The sequence below is a fragment of the Streptomyces sp. NPDC088707 genome (genome assembly GCF_044752725.1).
Lineage (GTDB): Bacteria > Actinomycetota > Actinomycetes > Streptomycetales > Streptomycetaceae > Streptomyces.
The window spans coordinates 356,920-376,257 of the sequence record NZ_JBIVLV010000008.1 but is presented as its reverse complement, the minus strand read 5'-3'; the positions used below and the strand labels follow the sequence as shown (position 1 = coordinate 376,257).

Genomic DNA, 19,338 nt, shown 5'->3' with positions numbered 1-19,338 from the left:
AAAGAGGGAGCGGGCCGGATTTCCGTACGGATTCCGGCCCGCTCCCGCGTCATCGCGCGACGCTGTGCAGCGGGACCCAGCAGCGGATGATGTCCCGGACGGAGACGATGCCGACGGGACCGTGGTCGTCGAGGACCACGAGATGGCGGAACCCGCCGTGCGTCATGGCCCCGGCCGCCTCCTCCAGGGTCCAGGTGGGGGCGGCGAAGACGACCTCGTGGGTGGTGTGGGCGTCGGCGGTCTCGGTGTCGGGATTCTGGTCGCGGGCCAGGGACTTGAGGATGTCCCGCTCGGTGAGGATGCCGAGCCCGGCGTCCCCGTCCAGGACGACGGCCGCGCCGACGCGGCGCGCCGCCATCAGCCGGGCGGCCTGTCGGAGGGTGTGTGCGGGGCCGATGGTGAGGACCACGGTGCTCATGGCGTCGCGGACGAGCATGGGCGGAGCCACCTCCTTGGTGAAACGTTCCCGCTTTCAACGAGAACCGATTCACAAGTTCACAAGTGGGGGGACTCTCAGAGTGGCACCGGGGGAGGGGCCCGACAAGGGGGCGCGCGAGGCGCCCCCGGGGAGTGCCGAGGGCGCTCGAACGCGGGCGTTCGACCGGGCGCGGCGAGGCGATCAGCCCTCCGCGTTCTCCTGGTTGAGGTAGCTCAGCAGCTCGCCGTGGAGCAGACCGTTCGACGCCGCCGCGTTTCCGCTGTGCGGACCGTGCCGGCCGTCCAGGCCCGTGTACGTACCACCCGCCTCCTGGACCACGACCGCCACCGCGGCCATGTCCCACAGCGACAGCTCCGGCTCCGCGCAGATGTCCACCGAGCCCTCGGCGACCATCATGTACGGCCAGAAGTCGCCGTACGCCCGGGTCCGCCAGCACGCGCGCGTGAGGTCCAGGAAGCCGTCGAGGCGGCCCTGCTCCTCCCAGCCGCTCAGCGAGGAGTACGCGAACGAGGCGTCCTCCAGGGAGGCGACCTTGGAGACACCGATCCGGCTCGCCGAGGCGAGGCTGCGCCCGGTGTACGCCCCGAGGCCCTTCGCCGCCCACCAGCGCCGGCCGAGCGCCGGGGCCGACACCACGCCCACCACCGGCTGGAAGCCGGTGTCCCCGGCCTCCATCAGCGCGATCAGCGTCGCCCAGACGGGCACCCCGCGCACGTAGTTCTTCGTGCCGTCGATCGGGTCGATCACCCAGCGGCGCGGGCCCGAGCCCTCCACGCCGTACTCCTCGCCCAGGATCGCGTCGCGCGGCCTGGCACGCTGGAGCTGCCCCCGGATCAGTTCCTCGGCGGCCTTGTCGGCCTCGCTCACCGGAGTCATGTCCGGCTTCGTCTCGACCTTGAGGTCGAGCGCCTGGAACCGGTCCATGGTGGCCGCGTCGGCGGCATCCGCGAGGACATGGGCGAGACGCAGATCATCGTGGTAATCGGCCATGGTCGGCACTCTATCTCCGTGTGATCCCCACGCGGCGAACCGTCCACCGGCGCCCCTTGACAGCGCCGGGACGCCTGTCGACGCTGAGCACGGAAACGATTCCCCGGTCCGGGAGGCGCCGATGCCGACTGCCCGCGAGACCCTGCTCGACGCCGCGCTCGCCGCGCTCGCGCACCGGCCGTGGTCCGCCGTCCGCATGGCCGACCTCGCCGTGGCCGCCCGGGTCTCCCGGCAGACCCTCTACAACGAGTTCGGCAGCAAGGAGGGCCTCGCCCGCGCCCTGGCGTGCCGGGAGGCCGACACCTATCTCCAGGGCGTCCGGCGGCTGCTCGCGGCGCCGGCCCCGCCCGGGCGGAACCTCGTCGTCGTCGCCGAGTGGATCGTCACCCGGGCCGCCTCCCGGCCCGTGCTGCGGGCGCTGCTCACCGGTGCCTGGGACGAGCGCCTGCCCGCGCCCCGGCCCGCCAGGCCCGGCGCGCGCCCCGCGGCCGTACCCGCGCAGCGCCGTGCCGACGAGGGGCCGCCCGCGCCCGGCGAGCTGGTGGCGGCGACCGTGGCCTGCGCGGAGGAGCAGTGGGCGGTGGGCTGCGAACTCGCCGTCCGGCTGGCCCTCAGTCAGGTCGTGGCGCCCACGATCCCCTCCCTGGAGGGATGGCGGGCGGACGGTCAGTGCGCCGAGCCGGACAGCTGGAGCCCGATCACGCCGACGATGACCAGGCTGATCGAGATGAGCTTGAGCGTGGAGACCACGTCACCGAGGAAGATCATTCCGTAGATCGCCGTCCCGGCCGCCCCGATCCCGGTCCACACCGCGTACGCGGGGCCCACGTCGAGCTTCCGCAGGGCGAGCGTGAGGAGGCCGAAGCTGCCCAGGGCGAAGGCCGCGAACGCCACCGTCGGCCACAGCCGGGTGAACCCGTGCGAGAGCTTCAGGCAGACCGCGAACCCCGTCTCCAGAAAGCCCGCCACCACCACCAGCAGCCACGCCATCGTCAGTGCCTCCCACGCCGTCGGTGACTGCTTCGTCGCACTTGGTGCGATTATGCACTTACCGGCCGTGGTCGTCCGTAAACGTGTACGGCGCGGCAGCCCGCGAACGTGGGCGGCCCAGCGGCGGATGCTCAGGACGGGCGGGGCAGCGGCTGCGCCTCAGGAAGGGCAGCTCGGGGGAGTCAGTCGCCCTCGCGCCGCTCCCGGGTCGCGAGCAGCCGGCGCAGCGAGACGAGCCGCGCCGGATCGGCGTGCCCCTCCGCCACCCACGCGTCGAGCGCGCAGTCCGGCTCGTCGTGGCTGCACGCGCGCGGGCAGTTCTCCGTACCCGGTACGAGGTCGGGGAAGGCGAGGATCACCCGGGAGGGGTCGACGTGGTGCAGGCCGAAGGAGCGGACGCCCGGGGTGTCGATGACCCAGCCGCCCTCCTTGTCGTTGAGCGGCAGGGCGAGCGCGGAGGTGGTGGTGTGCCGGCCGCGGCCCGTGACCGCGTTGACGACACCGGTGGTCCGCCGTCGCTCCGGCGGGACCAGGGCGTTGACCAGGGTCGTCTTGCCGACGCCCGAGTGTCCGACGAACGCGGTGGTCCGGCCCTTGAGGTGCTCGTGGACCCGCTCGGCGGCGACCCCGTCCACGAACTCGTCGCGGGTGGTCACCACGTACGGCACACCGAGCGCGCCGTACATGTCGAGGAGGTCGTCCGGCGGCGCCAGGTCCGACTTGGTGAGCACGAGCAGCGGGGTGAGGCCGCCGTCGTACGCGGCGACCAGGCAGCGGTCGATCAGACGCGGGCGCGGCTCGGGGTCGGCGAGGGCGGTGACGATCGCCAGCTGGTCGGCGTTGGCGACGACGACCCGCTCGTACGGGTCGTCGTCGTCGGCCGTGCGGCGCAGCACCGAGCTGCGCTCACCGATCCGCACGATCCGGGCGAGGGTGTCCTTCTCGCCGGACAGGTCGCCGACGAGCGACACGCGGTCACCGACCACGGCGGCCTTGCGGCCCAGCTCGCGCGCCTTCATCGCGGTCACCGCCCGGTCGTCGACCAGGACGGTCAGCCGGCCGCGGTCGACGGTGAGGACCATGCCCTCGACGGCGTCCTCGTGCTTCGGGCGGATCGTGGTGCGGGGGCGGGTGCCCTTGCGGTTGGGCCGCTGGCGGATGTCGTCCTCGTCGGTGTGCTTGCCGTAACGCCGCATGGTTCAGGCCCCGAGCATTTCGGTCCACATCCTGGGGAAGTCGGGCAAGGTCTTCGCCGTCGTGGCCACGTCCTCGATCTCCACGCCCTCGACCGCGAGGCCGATGATCGCGCCCGCCGTCGCCATGCGGTGGTCGTGGTACGTGTGGAAGACGCCGCCGTGGAGCGGGCGCGGGCGGATGTGGAGACCGTCCTCGGTCTCGGTCACGTCGCCGCCCAGCTCGTTGATCTCCTTGGTGAGCGCCGCCAGCCGGTCCGTCTCGTGCAGCCGGAGGTGGGCGACCCCGCGCAGGGTCGAAGGGGAGTCCGCGAGGGCCGCGACCGCCGCGATGCCGGGCGTCAGCTCGCCGACCTCGCCGAGGTCCACGTCGATGCCGTGGATCCGGCCCGTACCGGTGAAGGTCAGGCCCGCCTCGGTCAGCTCGCAGGAGCCACCCATCTCGGTGAAGATCTCCCGCAGCGCGTCACCGGGCTGGGTGGTTCGCGCCGGCCAGTCCGGGACCGTCACACGGCCGCCGGTGATCAGGGCCGCCGCCAGGAACGGCTGCGCGTTCGACAGGTCGGGCTCGACGACCAGGTCCCGGCCGCGCAGCGCGGAGGGGGCCACCCGCCACACGTCGGGGGCGCCGCCGTGCTCCGGCTCGTCGACCTGGGCGCCGACCGCGCGCAGCATGTCGACCGTCATCCGGATGTGCGGCAGCGAGGGCAGCCGCGACCCCACGTGCCGTACCTCGACGCCCTGGTTGAAGCGGGGCGCGGAGAGCAGCAGGGCGCTCACGAACTGGGAGGACGAGGAGGCGTCGATCTCGACGGTGCCGCCGTCCAGACCGCCGGCGCCGTGCACCGTCATGGGGAGGGCGCCGCGGCCCTCGTCGTCGATCCGGGCGCCGAGCGCGCGCAGCGCGTCGATCACGCCGTGCAGCGGGCGCTCGTGGGAGCGGGGGTCGCCGTCGAAGCGCACCGGGCCGTCGGCGAGCGCCGCGACCGGGGGCAGGAAGCGCATGACCGTGCCGGCGTTGCCGACGTCGACGGTCGCGGGGCCGTGCAGCGGGGAGGGGATGATCCGCCAGGCCTCGCCGGAGCCGTCGGGGCCGACGCCCTCCTCGATCTTCACGCCGAGGGTACGGAGCGCCTCGGCCATCAGGAGCGTGTCGCGGGAGCGCAGCGGGCGGCGCAGCCAGCCCGGCTCGGACGCGAGGGCGGCGAGGACCAGGGCGCGGTTGGTGACCGACTTCGATCCGGGCACGGTGACGGTCGCGTCGACGGCGCCGCGGGCATACGGGGCGGGCCAGAGGTCGGTGGGCGGGTCGATGTGCGCGGTGGTGGCTGCGGTCATGGAATCACTGTACGGGGGAGTCAGATGCCCAGGAGCCAGCGCCCGCCGCCGATCAGGGCGGAGATCGCGACGGCGTGGAAGAAGAACAGCCACACTCCTGCGGGCACATGGGTGAGCCGGGAGAGCTGGTCCGCGTCCGAGTCGGGGGCGCCGCCGTGGCGTCGCTTGGCCTGGAGCTCGAAGGCCGGGCGGACGCCGCCGAGCAGCAGGAACCAGACCACGGCGTACGCGAAGACCGACTGGACCTCGGGGGAGGTCAGCCAGGAGACGAGGAGGAAGGCGGCGCCGGCGAGGAGGACGGTGAGGACCCCGTAGGCGTTGCGGACCATCACGAGCATCGCGAGCAGCAGGGCCGTCGCCGCCCACAGCAGCAGGGTCACCCGATGGGTGCCGAGCAGGGCGGCACCGCCCAGGCCGAGCAGCGGGGCCGCGGGATAGCCGGCGGCCAGGGTGAGGACCACGCCGAGGCCGGTCGGGCGGCCGCGGCTCACGGTCAGTCCGCTGGTGTCCGAGTGCAGCCGGATCGCTTCGAGGCGGCGGCCGGTGGCGAGGGCGACGAGACCGTGGCCGCCCTCGTGGGCGATGGTGATCGCGTTGCGGGCCGGCAGCCAGAGGGTGCGGAAGACGACGAGGCTCACAGCGCAGGCACCGGTGAGGTAGACGATCCACTCCTCGGGAGCGGGCTGGGTGCCGAGGATCTCTGTCATTTCTCGGACGGCTCCTCGGTCGGGTTCGGGATCGTGGCAGTGTGGCACGTATGTGCGGAAGGTATGCAGCGAGCCGGCGGCCCGAGGACCTCGTCGGACTCTTCGGTGTCGAGAAGTGGGAGCCGGAGGAGAGCCTGGCCCCGGACTGGAACGTGGCCCCCACCAAGGAGGTCTGGGCCGTTCTGGAACGTCCTCTGAAAGACGCAGGATCCCCGCGTCCGGTTCGCCAGCTGCGCGCGCTGAAGTGGGGCCTGGTGCCGTCCTGGTCGAAGTCCCCCGAGGGCGCCGCCCGGATGATCAACGCGCGTGCGGAGACCCTGGACGAGAAGCCCTCCTTCAAGCGGGCCTTCTCGGCCCGCCGGTGCATCCTGCCGGCCGACGGCTACTACGAGTGGGTGACCGGCGCGGGGGAGCGGGACCTGGAGGTCGAGGGGAAGAGGAAGCGGCCCCGGAAGCAGCCGTACTTCGTGACCCCGGCGGACGGCTCGGTCTTCGCGATGGCGGGGCTCTACGAGTTCTGGCGCGACCGGACCCTGCGCGACGGCGACCCCCTGGCCTGGTGGGTGACCTGCTCGGTGATCACCACGGAGGCGGAGACCGGTCCGCTGGGCGTGGCTCCGGCCGAGGGCCCCCAGTCGCTCGCCGACATCCACCCCAGGATGCCGCTGATGCTCACCGAGGACCGCTGGGACGCCTGGCTCGACCCGGCGACCGCCCGGCCGGAGGAGCTGCGCGGGCTGCTCGCCGCGCCGCCGGAGGGCCTGATGCGGGCCTACCCGGTGGCGACCGCCGTCAGCAACGTCCGCAACAACGGGCCCGAGCTCCTGACGGAGCTGGAGGGCCCGGAGGTCGGCACGCTCTTCTGAGCCCCGCCTGGCCGAAGAGCGCTTCGTTCCGGACCGTCCCGGGCGCCTTCGGACGGCAGGATGGGAGCGTGACCGACGTGACACAGTACGAGACCGTCCCCACCGACGCCGGCGACGCCCGCGTCGCCTGGTACGAGGGGCCCGCGGGCGCGAGGCCGCGCGCCGTCCTCGCCCTCGGCCACGGCGCCGGGGGCGGCATCGAGGCCCGTGACCTCCAGGCCCTGGCCGCGGCGCTGCCCGCCCGGGGCGTGACCGTCGCCCTCGTCGAGCAGCCCTGGCGGGTGGCGGGCAAGAAGGTCGCGCCCGCGCCCAAGACCCTGGACACCGGCTGGCGCGGCCTCTGGCCCGCCCTCGCCCGGCCAGGGCTCCCGGTGATCGCGGGCGGCCGCAGCGCCGGCGCCCGGGTCGCCTGCCGCACCGGGCGGGAGCTCGGCGCGCTCGCCGTCCTCGCGCTGAGCTTCCCCCTGCACCCGCCGGGCAGGCCGGAGAAGTCCCGGGCCGGCGAACTCCTCGGCAGCGGGCTGCCGACGCTCGTCGTCCAGGGCGGCAACGACCCCTTCGGGCGGCCCGCTGAGTTCCCGGAAGGCCCGTACCGCCTCGTCGAGATCCCGGACGGGGAACACGGCTTCGCCCTGCCCAAACGGGCCCCGCTCGGGCCGGACGAGGCGATGGCGCTCCTGGTGGACGGGGTCGCCGAATGGATCCTCTCCCTCCGCTGACGGACCGGGAATGTCGAGTGGGGGACCACTGTTGTTCCGTGCGTCGGTGTGAGAGCGAGAAGAGGGAGTCCGTCGCATGGGTTCGACCATCTGCCCGGAGCGTGCGCAGGCCGCTGACCTCGACTGGACAGTGCTGCCCGCCCCCAAGGGGGCCCGGATTCGGGCGGCGGGCGGAGCGGTTCCTCGTCTATCCTCCGAAACGAGCGGGTCCGCCCTCGGGCTCGCCGCCGCGCTGGAGGAGGTGGGTCCGGTCACTGGGACCGACACAGGGACCGACGACGGCCCCGAGGAGACGACCGAGGAGCGCAACGCGCGCTTCGAGCGGGACGCCCTCGGCTACCTCGACCAGATGTACTCGGCCGCGCTGCGGATGACGCGCAACCCCGCGGACGCGGAGGACCTGGTGCAGGAGACCTACGCCAAGGCGTACGGATCCTTCCACCAGTTCCGCGAGGGTACGAACCTCAAGGCCTGGCTGTACCGCATTCTCACGAACACGTTCATCAACTCGTACCGCAAGAAGCAGCGCGAACCCCAGCGCAGCGCGGCCGAGGAGATCGAGGACTGGCAGCTCGCGCGTGCCGAGTCGCACATGTCGACCGGTCTGCGCTCCGCCGAGTCGCAGGCGCTCGACCACCTTCCGGACTCCGACGTGAAGGAAGCGCTCCAGGCGATTCCCGAGGAGTTCCGCATCGCCGTCTATCTCGCGGATGTCGAGGGCTTTGCGTACAAGGAGATCGCGGACATCATGGGGACACCCATCGGTACGGTGATGTCCCGGCTGCACCGGGGCCGCCGCCAGCTGCGCGGCATGCTCGAGGACTACGCTCGCGACCGCGGGCTGGTTCCCGCGGGCGCCGGAGAGTCGTCGAACGATCTGAAAGGCTCGGGCTCATGAGCTGCGGAGAGCCGCACGAGACGGATTGCTCGGAAGTCCTGGATCATCTGTACGAGTTCCTCGACAACGAGATGCCCGACAGTGACTGCACGAAGTTCGAGGTGCACTTCGAGGAGTGCTCCCCCTGCCTGGAGAAGTACGGCCTGGAGCAGGCGGTGAAGAAGCTCGTCAAGCGCTGCTGCGGCAGTGACGACGTCCCCACCGACCTGCGGTCCAAGGTCATGGGCCGGATCGACCTGATCCGCTCCGGGCACCTGGTGCCCGAGCAGGAGATCGCGCCCATCGTGCCGACGACGCCGGCACCCCAGGAGTGACTCCCCTTCCGTAGTGGGAGAGGAAGGCCGTCGCGAGATGCTCGCGGCGGCCTCCTGCGTATATCAGCTTGTATCACCCGATGGTGCGAATCCGCTCCACCGTGCCGTCACGGGCCGCCCAACTCGCTACCGTGACGGGGATGATGGGCGTGAAGGTCATTCCGCGCGCGGCCCGCGTGTACATCTGCTGCGCCCTGCTGGGCGCCGGGGCGTCCGTCCTGCCCGCCCTGCGCCCCGGCGCGGCCACCCCCTGGGCCACGGTCGCGCTCCTCGCCGCCCTGTACGCACTCTGCGAACTGCCCGCCCGCTGCCGCCTCCTCGGCCGCGCGGTCGGCGGCTCCGTCCCCATGGGCACCGGCTCCTTCTTCCCCGTCCTCCTGGCTGCCGCCCTCCTCCTGCCGCCCGCCGCCGCCGCGCTCACCGCCCTGCCCGGCAGCCTCCTCGCCCGCGTCGACGAACCCCCGGCCACGCCCCGCCGCGCCTGGCGGGCCGCCGCCACCGCCCTCGCCACCTGGGCCGCCGCCCAGGTGACCGAGGCCCTCAGCTGCGCCCGCGCCCTCGGACACGGTCACGACAGCCCCGACTTCCCCTACGCGCTCCTGCCGGCGGGCGCCGCGGCGCTCACCTTCTGCCTGGTCCTGACCGCCCTCGACGGCGGCATCCGGGCGACGGCCGACGGAGTCCCCCCGCGGGCCGCCTGGCGCGGCCTCCTCGGCCGGGCACTCGCCCCGCACGCGGTCCACGGCCTCGCCGGACTGATGATGGCCGTCCTCTGGCGCAGCACCTACGGACCCGTGTCGGCCCTCTTCGTGCTCCTCCCGATGTACATCTCCTGCTGGGTCTTCGCCCAGTACCACCGCGAGCGCGCCGCCCACCAGGCCACCATCCGCGCCCTCGTCCAGGCCGTCGACATCAAGGACCGCTACACCCGGGGCCACAGCGAACGCGTCGGCCACGCCTCCGTCCTCATCGCCCGCGAGCTGGGCATGGCCGAGGAGCGGCTCGACGTCGTACGGTTCGCCGGCATCCTCCACGACGTCGGCAAACTGGGCGTGCCCACCCGGGTCCTCCGCAAGGACGGCCCCCTCACCCCCGAGGAGCGCCGGGTCATCGAACTGCACCCGGAGTACGGACACGAGATGGTCCGCGGCATCGGCTTCCTCGGCGAGGCGCGGGCCGCGATCCTCCACCACCACGAACGCATGGACGGCAGCGGCTACCCGTACGGGCTGCACGGCGACGAGATCCCCGAGTTCGCCCGGGTGGTGGCCGTCGCCGACGCCTTCGACGCCATGACCTCCACCCGGTCCTACAGCCGGGCCCGCCCGGTGCCGACCGCCGTCGCCGAACTGGAGCGGTGCGCCGGAAGCCAGTTCGACGCCCGGATGGTCGCCGCCCTCGTCCGCGCCCTGGACCGGCACGGCTGGCAGCCCGCCGTCACCGCCGACGAGAGCGCACCCGCGGGCCCGACCGGCGGGAACGTACCGCCGCCCCGCGAGGCCGGGGCCGCACGGCGACCGGAGGCACCCGGGACCAGGCCCAAGGAGCGCGCATGAGGCCCGGCGCCGTCACCGTCGGCGCCGTGCACGGGGCCGCGCTCCTGCTCGGCCTCGCCGGATTCGCCTCCACCCTCTGGTACGGCGTCGACGAACCCGGCAACGCCCTCGCCTTCGGCGCCCTCATCGTCCTCGGCGAGCTCGCCCGCTGGGGCGCCGCACCCGGCACGGGCGCACCTCCCGTCCACGAAGCGCCGGGCGGAAGGGAGCCCGCGCCGCTCGCCGCCGCCGGAGCCCTCGCCTACGCCCTGCTCGGGGCGAGCGCCGGGACCGCCACCACCCACGGCGTCCTCCAGATCGTCGCCGTCGTCGTCGCCGCCGGCCTCGCCGGGATCGTCCCCCACATCGCCCGGGGCCACGGGTCGGGCCTCGACCACCTCGCCCGCCGTGTCCTCACCGTCGGCTTCGCCGCGCTCTGCTTCCAGCCCCTCTACAACTCGGGGGCCCTCGTCGAGCACCTCGGGCAGGGCCCGGCGTACGCCCTCTTCCTCGTCCTGCTGCTCGTCCTGACCGCCCTGTGCGACGCGGTCCTCGCCGCCCTCGTGCTCCGCGCCCGCACCGGATTCCCGTACGGCCCCCTCCTCCGCGACGAACTGCGCGCCCTCCTCGGCATCGGCTCCGCCGTCGGCGCCACCGGCACCGTCATGGCGCTCGGCGTGGCCGCCGCCGGACTCTGGGCACTGCCCGTGCTCGCCGTGCCGCTGCTGCTCACCCAGGTCTCCTTCCGGCGGTACGCCGCCGTCCGCACGGTCAACCGGCAGACCATCGCCTCCCTCGCCCGCGCCACCGAGATCGCCGGCTGCACCCCGCCCGGCCACACCCGCCGGGTCGCCGCCCTCAGCGCCGCCGTCGGACGGGAGCTGGGCCTCTCCGGCGCCGAACTGGCCGTCCTGGAGCACGCGGCGCTCATGCACGACATCGGTCAGCTCTCCCTCGTCGACCCCGTCGCCGGCGGCGCCACCGCCCTGCTGCCCGCCGAGGAGCAGCGCCGGATCGCCCTCCTCGGCGGCGAGGTCGTCCGCATGACCGGTGTCCCCGAGGCCGTCGCCGTCGTCGTGGAGCGCCAGGCGGACCCGTACCGCGAGCAGCCCCTGCCGGCCCGGATCGTCCGGACCGTGAACGCCTACGACGACCTCGCAGGAGGCGAGGGCGCGGGCGCCGCCCTCGACGCCCTGGAGCGGCTCAGGCTCGGCACCGCCCGCGATCATCACCCGGATGTCGTCGAATGCCTGGCCAGGGTCCTGGCGCGGGGCGGAGCGGCTGGGGTGACCTCCGTCGCGACTGGGTAACCCATGGGTAATGAGCGCGCGTCCGACCGGGCATGGTTGGATGCGAACAAGAGGGTGAAGCGACCGGCAGGCGGGAATCGTGAAGATCTTCGGGAAGGTACGGCATCGGCCCTCCGCCTCATGGCGGCAGGCCACCGACCGCGCGTTCACGCTGATCGGCGACGGCCGGTACGAGGACGCGGGGGCACTCCTGACGCGTGCGGCGGATCTGGAGCCCTGGCTCTCGGAGTCCTGGTTCAACCTGGCGCTGCTGCACAAGTTCCGGCACGACTGGGAGCAGGCGCGTGCCGCCGGGCTCCGCGCCGTCGCGCTGCTCGACAAGGAGAGCGGCGCCCCCGACTGGTGGAACGTGGGCATCGCCGCGACCGCGCTCCAGGACTGGCCGCTGGCCCGCCGCGCCTGGCAGGCCTACGGGCTGAAGGTCCCCGGCGCCGCCGCGGGCACCGGCGAGCCCGCCGGGATGGAGCTGGGCAGCGCCGCCGTCCGGCTGTCGCCCGAGGGCGAGGCCGAGGTCGTGTGGGGCCGCCGGCTCGACCCGGCCCGGATCGAGGTCCTCTCCATTCCGCTGCCGTCCTCCGGGCGCCGCTGGGGCGAGGTCGTCCTCCACGACGGCGTGCCGAACGGCGAACGCACCACCACCGCGGGCCCCTCCTACCCGGTCTTCGACGAGATCGAGCTGTGGGCCCCCTCGCCCGTCCCCACCTGGGTGGTCCTCCTGGAGGCGGCCACCGAGGCCGACCGGGACGCCCTGGAGCAGCTCGCAGCGGAAGCGGGTTTCGCCGCCGAGGACTGGTCGTCCTCCGTGCGGCTGCTCTGTCGTGCCTGCTCCGAGTCGACCATGCCGAGCGCCGAGGGCGAGGGCGAGCATTCCGACCCGCACGACCACAGCGAGCCGGGGCACCCCGGGCCGCTCGGGCACCGCTCGCCGGGCGAGCTGTGGGTCCCGGAGCGGGAGTGCGGCATCGCGGCCCCGGCGGGCCTGGTGCGCGGGCTCCTCGACGGCTGGGTGGCGGACAGCCCCGACAGCCGTGAGTGGCGCGATCTCGAAGAGGTCTGCTGAGGCTTCACGCGCGGGCCCGTAGGCTGTCCTCCGACGGAATCGGGTTTTCAGGAAGGCGCGGCCGGACATGGCGCAGCAGGAGACGGACGAGCAGGCCATCAACGACGGGTTCGTCGTGGACACGGAGGACTGCGAGGCACGCGAGCTCGCCCACCGTGAGCGCGGCACGGCCCGCCCGATCACGGTGGTCGGCAACCCGGTGCTCCACAAGGAGTGCAAGGACGTCACCGAGTTCGACGACTCGCTCGCGGCGCTCATCGACGACATGTTCGCGAGCCAGAAGGCCGCCGAGGGTGTCGGCCTCGCCGCGAACCAGATCGGTGTGGACCTCAAGGTCTTCGTCTACGACTGCCCCGACGACGAGGGCGTCCGGCACACCGGTGTCGTGATCAACCCGGTCCTCCAAGAGCTCCCGGCCGAGCTGCGCGTCCTCGACGAGTCCAACGAGGGCTGCCTCTCCGTGCCGACCGCCTACGCCGAGCTGGCCCGCCCCGACTACGCCGAGGTCCACGGCCAGGACGCCCAGGGCAACCCGATCAAGGTGCGCGGCACCGGCTACTTCGCCCGCTGCCTCCAGCACGAGACGGACCACCTGTACGGCTACCTGTACATCGACCGCCTCTCCAAGCGGGACCGCAAGGACGCCCTGCGCCAGATGGAGGAGGGCACCCCGCGCTACGAGACGGTGCCGAACGCCTGATCGCCGGTACGCGCAGAAGAGGGGCCCCGCACTCGGCCGAGTGCGGGGCCCCTCTCGTACGGCGGGGTCCTAGAAGTCCTCGTCCAGGTCCACCGAGCCCTCGACCGCCACCTGGTAGGCGGACGGACGGCGCTCGAAGAAGTTCGTGAGCTCCTGCACGCCCTGGAGCTCCATGAACGAGAACGGGTTCTCGGAGCCGTACACCGGGGCGAAGCCGAGGCGCTGGAGGCGCTGGTCGGCGACGCACTGGAGGTACTCGCGCATCGACTCGGTGTTCATGCCCGGCAGACCGTCGCCGCACAGGTCGCGGCCGAACTGCAGCTCCGCCTCGACGGCCTCCCTCAGCATGTCCGTGACCTGCTGCTGGAGCGCGTCGTCGAAGAGCTCCGGCTCCTCCTTGCGGACGGTGTCCACGACCTCGAAGGCGAAGTTCATGTGCATCGTCTCGTCACGGAACACCCAGTTGGTGCCGGTCGCGAGGCCGTGCAGCAGACCGCGGGACCGGAACCAGTACACGTACGCGAAGGCGCCGTAGAAGAACAGGCCCTCGATGCACGCGGCGAAGCAGATCAGGTTCAGCAGGAAGCGGCGGCGGTCGGCGGCCGTCTCCAGGCGCTCGATCTTCTCGACCGAGTCCATCCACTTGAAGCAGAACTGCGCCTTCTCGCGGATGGAGGGGATCTCCTCGACCGCGTCGAACGCGGCGGCGCGGTCGTCCGGGTCGGGCAGGTAGGTGTCGAGCAGCGTCAGATAGAACTGGACGTGCACGGCCTCCTCGAACAGCTGGCGCGACAGGTACAGGCGCGCCTCCGGGGAGTTGATGTGCTTGTAGAGCGTCAGCACCAGGTTGTTGGAGACGATCGAGTCGCCCGTCGCGAAGAACGCGACCAGACGGCCGATCATGTGCTGCTCGGCCGGCGTCAGCTTGGCGAGGTCGGCGACGTCCGAGTGGAGGTCGACCTCCTCCACGGTCCAGGTGTTCTTGATCGCGTCCCGGTAGCGCTCGTAGAAGTCCGGGTAGCGCATCGGACGGAGGGTCAGCTCGAAGCCCGGGTCGAGGAGGTTCTTCTTCTCGTTGGTGCTCATTACTGGCAGGCCTCGCAGGACTCGGGGTTCTCAAGGGAGCAGGCGAGGGCGTCCGCGTCGGGGGCCGCCTGCTGGACGGGGATGGTGGCGGCGGTGGGCGCCGCGGCCTGGGCGGCGCGGGCGATCCGGGTCGCCGGACGGGAGCGCAGGTAGTACGTGGTCTTCAGCCCCTGCTTCCAGGCGTACGCGTACATCGACGACAGCTTGCCGATCGTCGGCGTCTCCAGGAACAGGTTCAGCGACTGCGACTGGTCCAGGAACGGCGTCCGGGCGGCGGCCATGTCGATCAGCCCGCGCTGCGGGATCTCCCACGCCGTGCGGTACAGCTCGCGCACCTCGGCCGGGACCCAGGTGAAGCCGGCCACCGAGCCGTTGGACTCGCGCAGCGCCTCACGGGTCTGCGCGTCCCACACGCCGAGCGCCTTCAGCTCGTCGACCAGGTACGAGTTGACCTGGAGGAACTCGCCGGAGAGCGTCTCGCGCTTGAACAGGTTGGAGACCTGCGGCTCGATGCACTCGTAGACGCCCGCGATCGAGGCGATCGTCGCGGTCGGCGCGATGGCGAGGAGGAGGCTGTTGCGCATGCCGACGGCGGCGATCCGCTCGCGCAGCGCGGCCCAGCGCTCCGGCCAGTTCAGCTCGACGTCGTAGTGATCCGGGTGCAGCACACCGCGGGCCGCGCGGGTCTTGTCCCAGGCGGGGACCGGACCGCTGCGCTCGGCGAGGTCGGTGGAGGCCTCGTACGCGGCGAGCATGATGCGCTCGGCGATACGGGTGGACAGCGCGCGCGCCTCGGCGGAGTCGAACGGCATCTTCAGCTGGAAGAAGACGTCCTGGAGGCCCATCGCGCCCAGGCCGACCGGCCGCCAGCGGGCGTTGGAGCGGCCCGCCTGCTCGGTCGGGTAGAAGTTGATGTCGACGACCCGGTCGAGGAAGGTGACGGCCGTGCGGACGGTGGAGTCGAGGCGCTCCCAGTCGATGTCGCCGTCGACGACGAAGGCGCCGAGGTTGACCGAGCCCAGGTTGCAGACCGCGGTCTCACCGTCGTCGGTGACCTCCAGGATCTCCGTGCAGAGGTTGGAGGAGTGGACGGTGTGGCCGGGCTCGGCGGTCTGGTTGGCCGTCCGGTTCGAGGCGTCCTTGAAGGTCATCCAGCCGTTGCCGGTCTGGGCCAGGGTCCGCATCATCCGGCCGTACAGGTCGCGGGCCGGCATCGTCTTGCGGGCCAGGCCCGCCGCCTCGGCCTTGCGGTAGGCGGCGTCGAACTCCTCGCCCCACAGGTCGACCAGCTCGGGCACGTCCGCCGGGGAGAACAGCGACCAGTCGGCGTCGGCGTTGACCCGGCGCATGAACTCGTCCGGGATCCAGTGCGCCAGGTTCAGGTTGTGCGTACGGCGCTGGTCCTCGCCCGTGTTGTCGCGGAGCTCCAGGAACTCCTCGATGTCCGCGTGCCAGGTCTCCAGGTAGACGGCGGCGGCGCCCTTGCGGCGGCCGCCCTGGTTCACCGCGGCGACGGAGGCGTCGAGGGTCTTCAGGAACGGCACGATGCCGTTGGAGTGCCCGTTGGTGCCGCGGATCAGCGAACCGCGGGCGCGGATGCGGGAGTAGGAGAGGCCGATGCCGCCCGCGTGCTTCGAGAGGCGCGCCACCTGGTGGTAGCGGTCGTAGATGGAGTCCAGCTCGTCCTGGGGGGAGTCCAGGAGGTAGCAGGAGGACATCTGCGGGTGGCGGGTGCCGGAGTTGAAGAGCGTGGGGGAGGACGGCAGGTAGTCGAGCCGGCTCATCAGGCGGTAGAGGGCGGCGACCTCGTCGAGCGCGCGGACGCTGTCGTCCTCGGCGAGGCCGCAGGCCACGCGGAGCATGAAGTGCTGCGGGGTCTCGATGACCTTGCGGGTGATCGGGTGGCGCAGCAGGTAGCGCGAGTAGAGGGTGCGCAGGCCGAAGTAGCCGAAGCGGTCGTCCGCGGCCGCGTCGATCGTCGCGTCGAGCCGGTCCGCGTGCAGCGCCACGAACTCGGCGGTGCGGTCGGCGATCAGACCCTCGCGGTGACCGACGGCGACGGAGGCCGAGAAGGAGAACGAGCCCTGGCCGGCCGCCTCGTCGGCGATCGTGATCGTCAGGAGCCGGGCGGCGAGCCGGGAGTACGCCGGGTCCTCGGCGATCAGACCGGCGGCCGACTCGGTGGCCAGCTCGCGCAGTTCCGCCTCGTCCGCCACGGCGCTGCGGCCGCGGAGCGCGGCGGCGGCGACCTTGCCGGGGTCGGTGTCGGGGAGATCGGCGGTGAGGTCGGTCAGGGTCCGCAGCAGCACGGTCCCGGGGCCGTCGCTCTCGACCGCGGAAGCCTCGGCGGATGCCGGATCGGCGGGCGCGATGGTCACGTGGGGGCTCTCCCTCGCTCGGCTCGGGGCCGCGGCGGGGGAAGGCGGGCAGACGGGCATCCGTAACTCCGGACGCGACGCTTCCACCGGCCCACTCCGCGAGGCCCGGACGTCATTGGCACCCGGAACGGACGGACCGGATGCGCTGTGGGCAGGCCTTCGGACTCACCTCGCCCGAATATGTCGTATCCGTACGAAGCACACCGTTGCGGGACAGTTCCGGATTCGCGCCGGATTCCCCTGCGTCGACAGCGAGGATGAGCATACATGTGGGGGGCGCCCCGTGCGGCACCCCCCACATGTTGTGTCGCCCCCCGGCTCAGAACTCCAAGGAGTAGGTGCGCAGGCGGTGGTCGGGGATCGGCTCCCAGTCCCGGTCCGGGGTGCGGAGGAAGCCCAGACGCCCGTAGATCCGGTGCGCGGAGACCATCGTGGCGTCCGTGGAGAGCACGATGCGGCGGCACCCGGGGAGGGCCCGTGCGCGATCGATGCAGGCCCGTACGAGGGCCTCTCCGACGCCCCGGCCACGGGCCTCCCGGGAGACCACGAGCATCCGGAACTCCGCCTCGCCCTCGATCGCGATGTCCGCCCACGGGGTGGAGCCGGTGGCGAAGGTCACCCCGCCGAGCAGCCGTCCGTCGCCGTCCTCGGCGACGAGCACCTCGCTCTCGCGCGCCCGCCGGGCCGTGTCCCGGAGCACGTGCAGATACGAGTCCTCCGCCCCGTACTTCAGCAGCCCGTCGCTCAGATAGGTCCCCGCGGTGAGCTCACCGAGCGCCTCGTAGTCCTCGGGCCGTACCGCCCTGATCGTGAAGTCCATGAGGGCAGTGTGCCTGCGGCAGCCCTGAGGACCCCAGCGGGTTCCGCCCGGGGACGGCGAAGGCCGCCCTGCCTCCGGTGGGAGGCGGGGCGGCCCGCGTCGGGTCCGGTGGATCAGTGGGTCTCGGCGCCGACCTTCGGGAGCTTCGGGTCGACCCCGCGGTCGCCCGCGTCGGCCGTGTAGTCCTCGGGAGAGGTCTCGTCGGTGCCCTCGGGGGCCTTGACGGCCTTGAGGACGAAGGTCAGGACGACCGTGACGAGGACGTTGAGGAGGAAGGCGGTGAGACCGATGTAGCCGATCTCGCCGATGCCCGGGATCTCCGCGGAGGAGCCGCCGAAGTGCTTCTGGGTCGGGCTGGCCACCCCGTACGCGGCGACCGTGCCGTAGATCATGCCGACGGCCCAGCCGGCGAGCAGCGCCCAGCGGTGGAACCAGCGGGTGAAGAGACCGCCGACGAGGGCCGGGAAGGTCTGCAGGATCCAGATGCCACCGAGCAGCTGGAAGTTGATCGCGACCGTCTTGTCCATGGTGAGGACGAAGGCGAGCGCGCCGACCTTCACGAGCAGCGAGACCAGCTTGGAGACCTTGGTCTCCTGGGCCGGGGTGGCGTCCGGTTTGATGAAGTCCTTGTAGATGTTGCGGGTGAAGAGGTTGGCCGCGGCGATCGACATGATCGCGGCCGGCACGAGCGCTCCGATGCCGATCGCGGCGAACGCGACGCCCGCGAACCAGTCCGGGAACATCGTCTCGAAGAGCTGCGGGATGGCGAGCTGGCCGTTCTTCACCTGGATCCCGGCGGCGATCGCCATGAAGCCGAGCAGCGCGAGCAGGCCCAGCATCAGCGAGTACAGCGGCAGGATCGTCGTGTTGCGGCGGATGACCTCACGGCTCCGGGACGACAGGGTCGCCGTGATGGAGTGCGGGTACATGAAGAGCGCGAGGGCCGAGCCGAGCGCCAGCGTCGCGTACGTCCACTGGCCCGCGTCGCCGGGGACGAGCGCGCCGCGCGGCTTGCCGGTCGCCGGGTTGGTCTGCGCGTACGCCTCGCCCGCCTTGGCGAAGATCTCGTCGAAGCCGCCCAGCTTGATCGGGATGTAGATGATCGCCACCGCGATGACGATGTAGATCAGGGTGTCCTTGACGAAGGCGATGAGCGCGGGGGCGCGCAGACCCGAGGAGTACGTGTACGCCGCGAGGACACCGAAGGCGATGAGCAGCGGCAGGTCCTTGATGAACCAGTGGGTGGTCTCGCCGCCGCCGACGCCCATCACGTCCAGGACGGCCTGGATGCCGACGAGCTGGAGCGCGATGTACGGCATGGTGGCGAGGATGCCGGTGACCGCCACCGCGAGGGAGAGGCCCTTGGAGTCCCAGCGGCCGCGCACGAAGTCCGAGGTGGTGACGTACCCGTGCTTGTGCGAGACCGACCAGAGGCGCGGCAGGAAGGTGAAGATCAGCGGGTAGACCAGGATCGTGTACGGCACGGCGAAGAAGCCGGCCGCGCCGGCCGCGTAGATGGCCGCCGGGACGGCGACGAAGGTGTACGCGGTGTAGAGGTCGCCGCCGAGCAGGAACCAGGTCACCCAGGTGCCGAACGACCGGCCGCCCAGACCCCATTCGTCGAGGCTGTTCTCGTTCTCTGCCCTGCGCCAGCGCGAGGCGAGGAAGCCCATGACCGTGACGGCCAGGAAGAAGAAGATGAAGACGGCGAGTGCGACGCCGTTCACGCCGTCCTTCATCGCTCGTCACCCCCCTTGCGGGCACGCTGGTCCAGCTGCCACAGCTTGTACGCGGCCATGGTGAGCGCGGTGGAGACCAGCACCCAGAGCATCTGGTACCAGTAGAAGAACGGGATGCCCGCGAAGAGCGGTTCGACCTTCGCGTACGAGCTCACCCAGAGCATCGCCACGAACGGAGCGAACAGACAGAGCGCGATCACCACTCTCAGCGGCGTGATGGTGGGTTGTTTCCCTTGTGTCGCTTCTGGCATGGCGA

20 protein-coding genes and 1 riboswitch are annotated in these 19,338 nt (G+C 72.2%); of the genes, 9 read left to right on the top strand and 11 right to left on the bottom strand.

All coding sequences use genetic code 11. The features are described 5' to 3' along the window. Positions 1–49: 49 nt before the first annotated feature. Together ACIP84_RS25255 and hisN are read right to left on the bottom strand one after the other, a co-directional pair. Positions 50–436, bottom strand: coding sequence for a CBS domain-containing protein (locus tag ACIP84_RS25255; protein ID WP_355962496.1), 387 nt, complete (start codon positions 434–436; stop codon positions 50–52). A 183-nt stretch (positions 437–619) separates the two neighbouring features. Next, positions 620–1,429, bottom strand: coding sequence for a histidinol-phosphatase (hisN, locus tag ACIP84_RS25250; protein ID WP_030320808.1), 810 nt, complete (start codon positions 1,427–1,429; stop codon positions 620–622). A 121-nt stretch (positions 1,430–1,550) separates the two neighbouring features. Here hisN and ACIP84_RS25245 point away from each other — a divergent pair, with 121 nt between their 5' ends. Further along, entirely contained in the window at positions 1,551–2,204 is a 654-nt protein-coding gene (locus ACIP84_RS25245) for a TetR/AcrR family transcriptional regulator (RefSeq protein ID WP_401800473.1), read from the top strand. Here the strand turns inward: ACIP84_RS25245 and ACIP84_RS25240 are convergent. The 4 genes from ACIP84_RS25240 to ACIP84_RS25225 all read right to left on the bottom strand — a co-directional run bounded on the left by ACIP84_RS25240 (position 2,096) and on the right by ACIP84_RS25225 (position 5,657). Then, entirely contained in the window at positions 2,096–2,419 is a 324-nt protein-coding gene (locus ACIP84_RS25240) for a multidrug efflux SMR transporter (protein WP_209496723.1), read from the bottom strand. The two genes, ACIP84_RS25245 and ACIP84_RS25240, sit on opposite strands and share 109 nt — an antisense overlap. 182 nt (positions 2,420–2,601) lie before the next feature. Beyond that, positions 2,602–3,615, bottom strand: a complete 1,014-nt coding sequence (gene rsgA, locus ACIP84_RS25235; RefSeq protein ID WP_355962504.1) for a ribosome small subunit-dependent GTPase A — start codon at positions 3,613–3,615, stop codon at positions 2,602–2,604. Between the two features lie 3 nt (positions 3,616–3,618). Further along, positions 3,619–4,950 (bottom strand): 3-phosphoshikimate 1-carboxyvinyltransferase, encoded by a 1,332-nt coding sequence (gene aroA / locus ACIP84_RS25230; protein ID WP_355962506.1) that lies wholly within the window; start codon positions 4,948–4,950, stop codon positions 3,619–3,621. A 20-nt stretch (positions 4,951–4,970) separates the two neighbouring features. Continuing rightward, positions 4,971–5,657 (bottom strand): M50 family metallopeptidase, encoded by a 687-nt coding sequence (locus tag ACIP84_RS25225; protein ID WP_401800469.1) that lies wholly within the window; start codon positions 5,655–5,657, stop codon positions 4,971–4,973. 50 nt (positions 5,658–5,707) lie between these two features. Here ACIP84_RS25225 and ACIP84_RS25220 point away from each other — a divergent pair, with 50 nt between their 5' ends. The 8 genes from ACIP84_RS25220 (at position 5,708) to def (ending at position 13,059) form a co-directional block, all read left to right on the top strand. Beyond that, a complete protein-coding gene (locus tag ACIP84_RS25220; protein ID WP_401800466.1) occupies positions 5,708–6,523 on the top strand; it encodes an SOS response-associated peptidase in 816 nt (271 codons plus the stop codon). A 77-nt stretch (positions 6,524–6,600) separates the two neighbouring features. Further along, the gene (locus ACIP84_RS25215) at positions 6,601–7,242 is read left to right on the top strand and encodes an alpha/beta family hydrolase (RefSeq protein ID WP_401800545.1); all 642 of its coding nucleotides are present in this window, start codon (positions 6,601–6,603) and stop codon (positions 7,240–7,242) included. Between the two features lie 241 nt (positions 7,243–7,483). Continuing rightward, complete coding sequence (locus ACIP84_RS25210; RefSeq protein WP_030207302.1) at positions 7,484–8,140, top strand: sigma-70 family RNA polymerase sigma factor; 657 nt, start codon at positions 7,484–7,486, stop codon at positions 8,138–8,140. After that, complete coding sequence (rsrA, locus tag ACIP84_RS25205; protein ID WP_030320825.1) at positions 8,137–8,454, top strand: mycothiol system anti-sigma-R factor; 318 nt, start codon at positions 8,137–8,139, stop codon at positions 8,452–8,454. Before ACIP84_RS25210 ends, rsrA begins: the two co-directional genes overlap by 4 nt. 149 nt (positions 8,455–8,603) lie before the next feature. Next, on the top strand, positions 8,604–10,010 hold the full coding sequence (locus ACIP84_RS25200) for an HD-GYP domain-containing protein (RefSeq protein ID WP_401800541.1): 1,407 nt from the start codon (positions 8,604–8,606) through the stop codon (positions 10,008–10,010). Then, positions 10,007–11,299: an HD domain-containing protein gene (locus ACIP84_RS25195; protein ID WP_355962518.1), complete on the top strand. Its 1,293-nt coding sequence runs from the start codon at positions 10,007–10,009 to the stop codon at positions 11,297–11,299. The genes ACIP84_RS25200 and ACIP84_RS25195 overlap by 4 nt, the downstream gene beginning before the upstream one ends. A 79-nt stretch (positions 11,300–11,378) precedes the next feature. Beyond that, positions 11,379–12,359, top strand: coding sequence for a hypothetical protein (locus ACIP84_RS25190; protein ID WP_055600922.1), 981 nt, complete (start codon positions 11,379–11,381; stop codon positions 12,357–12,359). 67 nt (positions 12,360–12,426) lie between these two features. Next, positions 12,427–13,059 carry a peptide deformylase gene (gene def / locus ACIP84_RS25185; RefSeq protein WP_319309947.1) on the top strand — a complete coding sequence of 211 codons (633 nt, stop codon included), beginning with the start codon at positions 12,427–12,429 and terminating at the stop codon, positions 13,057–13,059. A gap of 69 nt (positions 13,060–13,128) precedes the next feature. Here def and ACIP84_RS25180 read toward each other — a convergent pair whose 3' ends face one another. The 5 genes from ACIP84_RS25180 to ACIP84_RS25160 all read right to left on the bottom strand — a co-directional run bounded on the left by ACIP84_RS25180 (position 13,129) and on the right by ACIP84_RS25160 (position 19,333). Further along, the gene (locus ACIP84_RS25180; RefSeq protein ID WP_319309946.1) at positions 13,129–14,145 is read right to left on the bottom strand and encodes a ribonucleotide-diphosphate reductase subunit beta; all 1,017 of its coding nucleotides are present in this window, start codon (positions 14,143–14,145) and stop codon (positions 13,129–13,131) included. Next, entirely contained in the window at positions 14,145–16,523 is a 2,379-nt protein-coding gene (locus ACIP84_RS25175; protein ID WP_401800460.1) for a ribonucleoside-diphosphate reductase subunit alpha, read from the bottom strand. Before ACIP84_RS25175 ends, ACIP84_RS25180 begins: the two co-directional genes overlap by 1 nt. A 154-nt stretch (positions 16,524–16,677) precedes the next feature. After that, a riboswitch (cobalamin riboswitch) is annotated at positions 16,678–16,763 on the bottom strand. A gap of 79 nt (positions 16,764–16,842) precedes the next feature. After that, the gene (locus tag ACIP84_RS25170; protein WP_401800457.1) at positions 16,843–17,343 is read right to left on the bottom strand and encodes a GNAT family N-acetyltransferase; all 501 of its coding nucleotides are present in this window, start codon (positions 17,341–17,343) and stop codon (positions 16,843–16,845) included. Positions 17,344–17,456: 113 nt separating this feature from the next. Next, a complete protein-coding gene (gene mctP, locus ACIP84_RS25165; RefSeq protein WP_355962525.1) occupies positions 17,457–19,082 on the bottom strand; it encodes a monocarboxylate uptake permease MctP in 1,626 nt (541 codons plus the stop codon). Next, positions 19,079–19,333 (bottom strand): DUF3311 domain-containing protein, encoded by a 255-nt coding sequence (locus tag ACIP84_RS25160; RefSeq protein WP_401800454.1) that lies wholly within the window; start codon positions 19,331–19,333, stop codon positions 19,079–19,081. The genes mctP and ACIP84_RS25160 overlap by 4 nt, the downstream gene beginning before the upstream one ends. Positions 19,334–19,338: the final 5 nt, after the last annotated feature.